The 9216-nt window shown below is 59.5% G+C and carries 15 protein-coding genes and 1 tRNA gene; 9 read left to right on the top strand and 7 right to left on the bottom strand.

All coding sequences use genetic code 11. The features are described from left to right. Window positions 1-67 precede the first annotated feature (67 nt). Entirely contained in the window at window positions 68-778 is a 711-nt protein-coding gene (locus D3242_RS13935; protein ID WP_019860435.1) for an SIMPL domain-containing protein, read from the bottom strand. Window positions 779-913: 135 nt separating this feature from the next. Here D3242_RS13935 and D3242_RS13930 point away from each other — a divergent pair. Both D3242_RS13930 and D3242_RS34470 read left to right on the top strand, forming a co-directional pair. Beyond that, window positions 914-989 (top strand) — tRNA-Ile (locus D3242_RS13930). Continuing rightward, on the top strand, window positions 960-1364 hold the full coding sequence (locus D3242_RS34470; RefSeq protein ID WP_425374456.1) for a DUF6538 domain-containing protein: 405 nt from the start codon (window positions 960-962) through the stop codon (window positions 1362-1364). Before D3242_RS13930 ends, D3242_RS34470 begins: the two co-directional genes overlap by 30 nt. Here the strand turns inward: D3242_RS34470 and D3242_RS13920 are convergent. From D3242_RS13920 to groES, 5 genes are read right to left on the bottom strand one after another with little or no spacing between them, the layout of a single operon-like run. Beyond that, entirely contained in the window at window positions 1359-1607 is a 249-nt protein-coding gene (locus D3242_RS13920) for a DUF982 domain-containing protein (RefSeq protein ID WP_081295965.1), read from the bottom strand. The two genes, D3242_RS34470 and D3242_RS13920, sit on opposite strands and share 6 nt — an antisense overlap. 25 nt (window positions 1608-1632) lie before the next feature. Next, on the bottom strand, window positions 1633-2004 hold the full coding sequence (locus tag D3242_RS13915; protein WP_394811847.1) for a DUF982 domain-containing protein: 372 nt from the start codon (window positions 2002-2004) through the stop codon (window positions 1633-1635). A gap of 33 nt (window positions 2005-2037) precedes the next feature. Beyond that, window positions 2038-2268, bottom strand: coding sequence for a hypothetical protein (locus tag D3242_RS13910; RefSeq protein ID WP_019859969.1), 231 nt, complete (start codon window positions 2266-2268; stop codon window positions 2038-2040). A gap of 58 nt (window positions 2269-2326) precedes the next feature. After that, the gene (gene groL / locus D3242_RS13905; protein ID WP_064982207.1) at window positions 2327-3955 is read right to left on the bottom strand and encodes a chaperonin GroEL; all 1629 of its coding nucleotides are present in this window, start codon (window positions 3953-3955) and stop codon (window positions 2327-2329) included. 55 nt (window positions 3956-4010) lie between these two features. After that, window positions 4011-4325 carry a co-chaperone GroES gene (groES, locus tag D3242_RS13900; protein ID WP_064982230.1) on the bottom strand — a complete coding sequence of 105 codons (315 nt, stop codon included), beginning with the start codon at window positions 4323-4325 and terminating at the stop codon, window positions 4011-4013. A gap of 340 nt (window positions 4326-4665) precedes the next feature. On the opposite strand from groES, the gene D3242_RS13895 reads away from it, so the two are divergent. From D3242_RS13895 to D3242_RS13880, 4 genes are all read left to right on the top strand, one after another. Then, a complete protein-coding gene (locus D3242_RS13895; RefSeq protein WP_020628966.1) occupies window positions 4666-5010 on the top strand; it encodes a hypothetical protein in 345 nt (114 codons plus the stop codon). A 23-nt stretch (window positions 5011-5033) separates the two neighbouring features. Next, window positions 5034-5303 (top strand): usg protein, encoded by a 270-nt coding sequence (locus tag D3242_RS13890; RefSeq protein WP_019859963.1) that lies wholly within the window; start codon window positions 5034-5036, stop codon window positions 5301-5303. Window positions 5304-5527: 224 nt separating this feature from the next. Continuing rightward, entirely contained in the window at window positions 5528-5836 is a 309-nt protein-coding gene (locus D3242_RS13885) for a DUF982 domain-containing protein (protein WP_120145502.1), read from the top strand. Window positions 5837-6462: 626 nt separating this feature from the next. Then, window positions 6463-6684 (top strand): hypothetical protein, encoded by a 222-nt coding sequence (locus D3242_RS13880; protein WP_064982205.1) that lies wholly within the window; start codon window positions 6463-6465, stop codon window positions 6682-6684. Between the two features lie 243 nt (window positions 6685-6927). On the opposite strand, the gene D3242_RS13875 is transcribed toward D3242_RS13880, so the two are convergent. Further along, entirely contained in the window at window positions 6928-7179 is a 252-nt protein-coding gene (locus D3242_RS13875; protein WP_120145507.1) for a hypothetical protein, read from the bottom strand. A gap of 238 nt (window positions 7180-7417) precedes the next feature. On the opposite strand from D3242_RS13875, the gene D3242_RS13870 reads away from it, so the two are divergent. From D3242_RS13870 to D3242_RS13860, 3 genes are all read left to right on the top strand, one after another. Next, a complete protein-coding gene (locus tag D3242_RS13870) occupies window positions 7418-7885 on the top strand; it encodes an Hsp20 family protein (RefSeq protein ID WP_064982203.1) in 468 nt (155 codons plus the stop codon). A 79-nt stretch (window positions 7886-7964) separates the two neighbouring features. Beyond that, window positions 7965-8474 carry an Hsp20/alpha crystallin family protein gene (locus tag D3242_RS13865; protein WP_064982201.1) on the top strand — a complete coding sequence of 170 codons (510 nt, stop codon included), beginning with the start codon at window positions 7965-7967 and terminating at the stop codon, window positions 8472-8474. Between the two features lie 139 nt (window positions 8475-8613). Then, a complete protein-coding gene (locus tag D3242_RS13860) occupies window positions 8614-8913 on the top strand; it encodes a DUF982 domain-containing protein (RefSeq protein ID WP_064982199.1) in 300 nt (99 codons plus the stop codon). The last annotated feature ends 303 nt before the right edge of the window (window positions 8914-9216 follow it).

Here is a 9216-nt window from a genome sequence, read left to right as displayed (position 1 = left end):
TTCATGGATGCGCCGGCCGACAATCCATGGCTGGGCGAAGAGCCCGGCCAGGGATTGTCGGAGCTGGTTACTTCAGTTCGAAGGTGACGGTCACCTGGACGTTATAGGCGTTCTCGCCGGCCTGCACCGGCGCGGCGCCTGCCGCGGCGTCGAAAGCCTTGGCGTTGATCGGCATCGGTGCCGGCCTGATGTTCTGATCCGTGATCTCGAGCACCTTGCCGAGGCTGACGCCGGCCGCCGCGGCAAGCGTCTTGGCCTTGGCCACGGCGTCGGCCACCGCTTTCTTGCGCGCCTCGGTGACGGTGGCCGCCGGATCGTCATTGGTGAAGGCGATGCCGCCGCCCTGGTTGACACCGAGCGAAACAGCCTTGTCGAGGATCTCGCCCGTCTTGTCGATGTCGCGCACGCGGACCGAAAGCGTGTTGGTCACCTGGTAGGCGACGAGCTCGCCTTCCTGGCTGCCATCGGGTTTGTTGGTGTAGTTGTAGCGCGGGTTGATCTGGATGCCCGCCGTCTGCAGGTCGCGATCCTTGATGCCTGCCGCCTTCATCGCCGCGATCACGGCGGCCATGGCGTCGTTGTTGGCATCGAGTGCGGCCCGCGCCGTCTTGGCTTCGCGCATCACGCTGAGCGATAGCAAAGCCAGGTCGGGAGGGGTGGTCGCTTCGCCTTCACCCGAAACAATGATGCGGGCGGGCGTCGGCGAATCGGCGGCTCCAGCCATCGCCGGAAAAGCGATTGCAGCGGCGAGCGCGAGGGGCAAAAGATGTCTGGTCATGAAAATCTCCTTGGTCTGCGATCCAGTCGCAAGAGGTCGCGTAGGGCGCGATTATGGGTTGATTTGGGCGTTCCGCGAAAGCCCGTCGGGAAAGCCTTGTGCCGGAAAGCGAAAGACATTAATCCAGCCCACGTGGGGCCTGTAGCTCAATGGTTAGAGCCGGCGGCTCATAACCGCTTGGTTGGGGGTTCGAGTCCCTCCGGGCCCACCATCGTCCTCTAGACCCTGTGTAAATCCTACAAACTGCTGTTTCCAAAGCGCTTTCCGCCCTGTATGGTTCCAACATCGGCTCCAACATTTTGGTGGTTTGCGTGGCAAAGTCGCTGGTCTTGTACGAAAGAAAAGCGCCTATTTTTACGTGCGCAGGATACCCGAAGAGGTCCGCTCGCTGCTTGGCGGCAAGCAACAGGTAACCCGGAGCCTCAACACCACGGACTTTCGTGTCGCTTCCGATAGGGCGAGGAGGAAGGCAGCGGAAACGGACAAGGTTTTCGCTGATGCGCGTCTGGGCAAAGCGCCAAGCGCGGCGGCAAGCCGTCGCGTCACGCGCGAACAGCTTTTCGATGCTGCCCGGCTGCACCTATGAGGCCTGGACCAAACCTGCACGACGGGCCGCTTTCAAAAATGCCCTTCTTGCTTGTTGCGGAGCCCGCCATCCGTCCAAGGAGTCGCGGCAAGTGCGGCAGGCAGCTCGATAGCTTGGTCCTCTCGCCCATTCTGGCCATTGGTCATGAAGGCACTCAAGTGCTTCCCAACTGCTGGCAACCACCCGCTCCCTTGAGGGTCTCACGCGCAGTCTCACTGGTTCGGAAAATCGAATATCCCTCATAGCTTTCTCCGTTCCCACGGACAGATTACATCGGCTTGTTGTAGGGGCCTGTCGAAGCGGCTCCGAAAGCGCCGACTGCCTTGGCCGCGACGATGTCGCCTGCGTCCGGTACAAGCAGATCCATGCGGCGGGCGAAGGCAATAAAAGTGCTGCGAGCGGTTTCGGCATCCACCTCGCCGGCGAGGGCTGCCCGACAGGCATTGAGCGCCACGCCATGAGCAGGGTTTCGCTTCGATGGCGGCCATTCATCCAGCAGGACAAAGGCGTCTTTTACGCTTTGAATGTTGGTCGGAAACCCAAGACCCACGAGCACCCTCACGGGATGCTGAAATTGATTGTGTTCCATGCTTTCCTCCGTTTCACGTGATTGGCTCAGTCGATCGGAAGCCGTTCCCACGGCGCGTGCGCGATAGATTGCGTGCGTCGCGCCTTAGCCTGCCGAACTCCCGTTTCCAGGAGGGCCTTTGCTGTCGGTAAGATTCCGCGCAGCCAGAAACATCACCGTGTATGCCGCTTTGCGCCGGTCCCAACCCGCGGCCTCTGCTCTGTCGAGCAACTCGACCAGTATCGGGTCAAGCGCAACCTTCAGGTCTGCTTCGTAGTTCAGATCGGTGGCCGCACGCGACGGCGGGGGGATTACGTTCAAGTTCATCACGTTCATGGCTCTACCCATTTGTCAGGGTGTCCGCGCCCACCGGGCGCGGACACAGCCGTTACCATCAGAAGTCCATGCCACCAGCCGGCATTGCCGGAACGGCGGGTTCCTTCTTCGGCTTCTCGGCAACCATCGCTTCCGTGGTTACCAGCAGGCCGGCAACCGATGCCGCATCCTGGAGTGCGGTCCGCACCACCTTCACCGGATCGATGACGCCCTCGTTGTAGAGGTCACCGAAGGCGTTGGTCTGCGCGTTCCAGCCCCAGCCGAACTCCGGTTTCTCACGCAGCTTGCCGACGATGATCGAGCCTTCCGCGCCGGCGTTCTCGGCGATCTGGCGCACCGGCGCCTCGATCGCGCGGCGCACGATCTCGATACCGTGTTTCTGGTCCTCATTCTCGGCCTGCACGCCGTCCAGTGCCTTGGCGGCGCGCAGAAGCGCCACGCCGCCACCTGGCAACACACCTTCCTCGACCGCAGCGCGCGTCGCATGCATGGCATCGTCGACGCGATCCTTGCGTTCCTTGACCTCGACCTCGGTCGAGCCGCCGACGCGGATGACGGCGACGCCGCCGGCGAGCTTTGCCAGCCGCTCCTGCAGCTTTTCCTTGTCGTAGTCGGAGGTGGTCTCCTCGATCTGCGCCTTGATCTGACTGACGCGGCCCTGGATCTCGTCCTTCGAACCGGCGCCGTCGACGATGGTGGTGTTCTCCTTCTCGATCGACACCTTCTTGGCGCGGCCCAGCATGTTGAGCGTGACATTCTCAAGCTTGATGCCGAGATCTTCCGAGATCGCGGTGCCGCCGGTTAGGATGGCAATGTCCTCCAGCATCGCCTTGCGGCGGTCGCCGAAGCCGGGCGCCTTGACGGCGGCGACTTTGAGGCCACCGCGCAGCTTATTGACGACCAGCGTCGCCAACGCCTCGCCCTCGACATCCTCGGCGATGATCAGCAGCGGTTTGGACGACTGCACAACAGCCTCCAGCACCGGAAGCAGCGCCTGCAGATTGGACAGCTTCTTTTCGTGGATCAGCACATAGGGCTCTTCCAGCTCCACGCGCATCTTGTCCTGGTTGGTGATGAAGTAGGGGCTGAGGTAGCCACGGTCGAACTGCATGCCTTCGACGACTTCCAGCTCCGTTTCCGCGGTTTTCGCTTCCTCGACGGTGATGACGCCCTCATTGCCGACCTTCTGCATCGCTTCCGCAAGGAAGCGGCCGATCTCGGCATCGCCATTGGCCGAGATGGTGCCAACCTGGGCGATCTCATCATTTCTGGTCACCTTGCGGGCGTTGGTCTTCAACTCCTGGACAATCGCCTCGACGGCCTTGTCGATGCCTCGCTTCAGGTCCATCGGGTTCATCCCCGAGGCAACGGCCTTGGCGCCTTCCTTGACGATCGCCTGCGCGAGAACGGTCGCGGTCGTGGTGCCGTCCCCGGCGATGTCGTTGGTCTTCGAAGCGACTTCGCGGACCATCTGCGCGCCCATGTTCTCGAACTTGTCCTCAAGCTCGATTTCCTTGGCGACGGTGACGCCGTCCTTGGTGATGCGCGGGGCGCCGAACGACTTGTCGATGACGACGTTGCGGCCCTTGGGGCCGAGCGTCACCTTCACCGCGTCGGCGAGGATGTTGACGCCGCGCAGCATGCGCTCACGGGCGTCGGAATGAAATTTCACTTCCTTGGCAGCCATTGGATCACTCCTTCAATAGGCAGCTTCATTGACTGGATTGCGGTTGAAGCCTCGGTCAGGCGGCCTTCTTGACCGCCGAGATCTGCTCGATCACGCCCATCACGTCGCTTTCCTTCATGATCAGCAGGTCCTCGCCATTGAGCTTGATCTCGGTGCCGGACCATTTGCCGAACAAGATGCGGTCGCCGGCCTTGACATCGAGCGGCGTGAGCTTGCCGCTCTCGTCGCGCGCACCCGGGCCGACGGCGATGACTTCGCCCTCCTGCGGCTTCTCCTTGGCAGTGTCGGGGATGATGATACCGCCGGCCGTCTTCTCTTCGGCCTCGATGCGGCGAACCAGGATACGATCGTGCAATGGACGGAACGTCATGTCGTTCTCCTTCAGGACAAACAGATTTTTGAGGTTCCTCCACACCGGACCGGCAATATCGGACCGGTGCAGGGCGTCGCGACCCCTTTCTCAGGCATCGCGCGCATATCGAGCTAGTTTTGGAATTTTCGAGTTTCAAGGGCTCGCCAGAAAAATTTTGGCGCTCTGCATTCGAGAGTGCTAGGGACATGAATTCATGAAGCTATTTTCGCTGGGACGCGCGATTCCAGGTCTTGAAATTCGACCCGAACTCATCGAAATTTTTTGCGGTTGGAGTCCCGAAAGGGATCACTGCAACACCAACGGTGCCAAGGAGATTGTCAGGAAACGGAGACCATCGATGGAACGAACCTTGTCGAAAATGCCCTTGATCGCCCCTGAGGCCTCTGATCCTTCGCTTGACCGCCTGCTGTTTCCGGCGCGGCACTTTAATCACCCCGATGAGGTGGTGGACGACCGCACGCTCGACACTCAGGAAAAGCGCGCCATTCTTGCCTCATGGGCATCGGATGCTTGCGCTGTCGAATCAATGCCCGCGCTGCGAAAGCCACCGGGTGCTCCTTGCCCGGTGACGTTCGACGCCGTCATGGATGCACTTCGCCGACTGGACGATAGTCGCGCCGAGCTTGCCAGTGACTTCAAGGAACGGCGGGACCGAGAACGCCCGCAAAACCTTGACGCCTGAATGCAACAAGGAAGGAGAGACGCATGGTCAGCAGGGAATTCCGGCTGCAGATGGAGGGCTACGGTCTCACAACCGCGGAGATCCACTACCATCTCCCCGATCATCCAAGCCTTTTGCAGCTCTACGTTTGGCAGGAATACGATCTCGCACCGGAATTCCCCACTCTGAAAGGGTTTCTGAATTACTGGGAGCGCGAACTCGAAGGCGCGCTCCATTCCGTGCGCGTTGCCCATCACCGCTTGATCCGGCCTTCCGAATGGCAGGCGGTAGACGGCATTTTTACCATTCAATAGCCGGCGCCCAATCGTGGCGACCAGCGCCACCCCGTCCGGCTGCCGACACCCCTTGAACCCAAAAGAGGTCTTTCCAATCTCTTTCTATGTCGAGCGCAGCTTGGCGGATGTCGGGCCGAATTCCGTCTTGTTTGCTATGGCGTCCAAGCTCGTCGACTTGCCGGATCCTTGCCACGCAGAGGCGAGGCAGGATCGGTTGCCACACTGTTTGAAGGGAGGTCACCATGGAAGATGGAATGTTCGAACAGGCGATCTTCGTACGAGATGATAGCTTCGCTCTCCGAAGGATCGCTTGTGTCATGGATGCGATAGAGTTTCTTGAGGAATGGCCGCTCGAAAGGCGCGGCCTGCTTCACGCAGCGGCGAGTGACACTTGCTACTCCGCATATGACGGTCGAAAGTCCGTCGATGCGGCACACAAGACATTTACGACTTGGGCACGCAGGGTTGGTGTCATTGAGGATGTTCCCGCGGCACCGCCTTGGATGACAGGGCCCAAGATTGGCGGTGCAGGCCGTCGCGCTGGCGGTTGATCTCGCGTGCGGCGGCGGTCGTGCCGCGCACCCGATCGATAACGTCAGCGGTGCCACGGGGTGAGGAATCGACTAGGATCCTGGACGATTGTGGGCATCTCCGATCGATAGGGAAGCTGGACATCGAAAGCTGAGCGAACTCGCCAAACTCGTCGGCAGTTTGCGCTTCGCCTCATGAACACGAGCGGAGACTACGCCATTGCCGTTTATTCGCTTGATCATCATTGTCCTCACGATGGCATGTTTCGCGCTCTTGTTTGCGAAACTGGTCCGGCAGACTGACAGAGAAGGCAAATTTCAGATCGTTGCCCGATACCTCGCGCTGCGGCGAACCTGTTGACTGTGTGCCAAAGCTGCCCCCGACCAAGGATTAGTAGCTGGTCTTGCGATCGTGCTTGCTGCTGAAGTGCCAGCCGGATCGAGGCAGGCCACTTGCTACAGCACGGCAGGGGCGACGGATGAAACGCTCCCGTTGAAGCGCATGATGGTTCCGGTCGTTGCCCCAAGGCGTGTCACCCCTGAGGCCTGCGCGATGCGTCGGGTCTTGATGTCAAAATGGCGCCAAAATCGTTGGCGATCAAAATGCAATGTGCCCTTTTTGGGCTGGCATTGAATGGAGGTTAGCAATGATCCGCAAAGTCGCAATCGCCAGTGCTCTTGTCGCCATTTTCAGCATCCCTGCATTTGCAGCCACGGAGTACTGGGTGGCTAAGGATGCGGCGACCAAGAAGTGTGAGGTGGTGACCAAAAAACCGGACGGCACAAAACTGACCGATGCCGGCAATAAGACGTATACAAGCAAGGCCGATGCCGAAAAGGCATTGAAGGAACTGGCTGCTTGCAAATGATCTGATGGCTAGTGAGGGCCGCTCTGGCCTACTCCTGGGCGGCCTACACTGTCGGCCAATAGTCGTCTTCGCAGTCTTTCAGGAATAAGGGCTGGCAAGACACTTGCAGCGACGGCCTCGCAAACTGTCATGCCAACGACACACCGTTGTCGGGCGAGGCCGTCCAAATCTGCGAGCATCCTCAAGACCTTAAACGGCGCGCTTGGAATCGTTGGAATAGCGTGGCGATCCATGCATCTCTGATCAACTACCGACGCCCGGATGCGCCCGGGCCGGATCTGCCACGTCGCCTTCGTCATCGGGCTCGATCAGGTCGATTAGCGCTGCCACCCGTGTTCCCGGCAGCGGTCGTCCCTGGCTCATCAACGCCTCGTCACCGAAGGCCCAGGCCCATGCCTCTCTCAACTCCTCAAGCGAGGCACCGGACGCGATGATTTCCGCAATCGTCGCGTTGTCCACGGGTCCGAGAACCGAGACAACGTCTTGGCGTGTCATGGGCATCCTTTTTCCTCCGTTCGAAATACCAGCGAAGCAGATGGGTATTCGATGGAGCGCTTGCCACCAGCCATTTCGAAGGCGGTCGCGAAACTGCCTTGGCGGTCCCTCTTGACGCAGCGGAAGTCAATTCCCAACTCATTCCTCGTCGGTCGCCGCACAAGGGGCCGATGTGTCAGGGAGCGCCATGCTTCTTGGCGTTCCCTCGTACCTATGTTGCTCCAAGGAGGATGTAGTTATGAGAACGAACCTGGACTTTTCCCCCTTCTATCGGTCGAGCATCGGCTTTGACCGCATCTTCAACCTGCTCGAAAACGCCAGCCCGCCACAGAACGCGGACAACTGGCCGCCCTATGATATCGCCAAGCTCGGCGAAGACACCTACCGCATTGTCCTCGCGGTCGCCGGTTTCGGGGAAGATGAGCTTACGATCACGCAGGAGCCAAATATGCTCGTGATCGAGGGCGCCAAGACAGAGGACGACGAGGTTCAGTACCTCCATCATGGCTTGGCGTTGAGGTCGTTCGCGCGCCGCTTCGAACTAGCCGATCATGTGACCATTGTCGGGGCAAAGCTCGAAAACGGTCTGCTGATCATCGACCTCAAGAAAGAAATTCCCGAGGAGATGAAGCCGCGCCGCATCGCGATCAATGTCGAGACCGACAAGAAGGCGGCGTCCAAGCGCATTGAAAGCGCGGCGGCCTGATCTTTGGCGGTCGGCCCGCACCCCGTCCTGTCGTGGGTGGGGTCCGGGTGCGACCCAACACGGAAAGGAGAAGGATCAAATGAGCGTACGTGACTTGATTCCCTGGAGCCGTGGCGGCAGCCAGGCACCGAGCATTTATCGCGGTGACGACATGGATCCGTTCCTGTCGTTGCACCGCAATGTCAACCGGCTATTCGACGAGGTGTTCCGCGGTTTTGACACGCCTTCGGCGCTGGGCCGCATGGCCCCTCTCAACGGCACTTGGCCAAGCGTGGAGTTCTCGGAAACCGATCAGGAAATCCGGGTGACGGCCGAAATCCCTGGCCTCGATGAAAACGACGTCGAGGTCATGCTGGATGATGGTGTTCTGACACTTCGCGGCGAGAAGAAGGCGGAGACCGAGGACAAGGACCGCCAGTTCAGCGAACGCTATTATGGGCGTTTTGAGCGGCGCTTTAGTCTCGGCCGTGAGGTTGAAGACGACAAGGTGGCGGCGACGTTCAAGAACGGTGTGCTCACCGTGACATTGCCCAAGTCCAAAAAGGCGCAGGCAAACACCAAGCGCATCGCAATCAACGGCAACAAATGACGGTCGCGAAGCAAGGCCGGGGCTCGATGAGCCCCGGTCCTCGCAGATGGCGAGGAACGTCAAATGACGTCCAACAGCCTCAAATGAAAGAGCCGTCATGGGATGCTGAATCAACCTTGCAACCCCAGGGAGTTAACAAATGACCAGTCTGGCTTTCCTTGCCCCCGTGCAGGTTAAGACCGCTGACGTGATACACGACATCGGATCGGTGCGGGAGGCGCTCGTATACTTGAATCAATGGCCGACGGCCCGTCGGGGGCCGGTATACAACTGCGCGGTGAGGAGCTGCAACGCCGCAATCGCCGAGCAGATGACAACCGAAGAGGCGCGACAGGCATTTGTCAGCTTTGCCAGGATAGCCGGGGTGCTGGCCAGATCCGATTTTTCGCCACTGGCCGGGGCTGATCAAAAGCTGTCCGTTTCTGGGCGCAGTCTCTGACCTTCTGTTCAGGACTTTTCTAGTGCGCGTATAGGCCAGTGAAATTAGACTGGACGAGGTCGATAACGGAATCACACGGAACGATACGGGAAGATTTCTGATTTTGGCCCACGAAAAAGCCAATAAAATCAATGATCTTAATATGTCCTCCGAGCCCACCAATTCTATCATAAATCTATAACCGTCCCGGTCTAACCGGGGCGGTTTTTGTGTTTCAAAGGACCACCGCCTGGGTGTAATTTAGTCTGGGGAACCTGGATTCGAACCAGGACTAACGAAGTCAGAGTGTTTTGATACTCTTTG

Source organism: Mesorhizobium jarvisii (genome assembly GCF_003601985.1).
GTDB lineage: Bacteria > Pseudomonadota > Alphaproteobacteria > Rhizobiales > Rhizobiaceae > Mesorhizobium > Mesorhizobium jarvisii.
The sequence above is the reverse complement of the archived record's forward strand: the minus strand, read 5'-3'. Positions and strand labels throughout refer to the sequence as shown.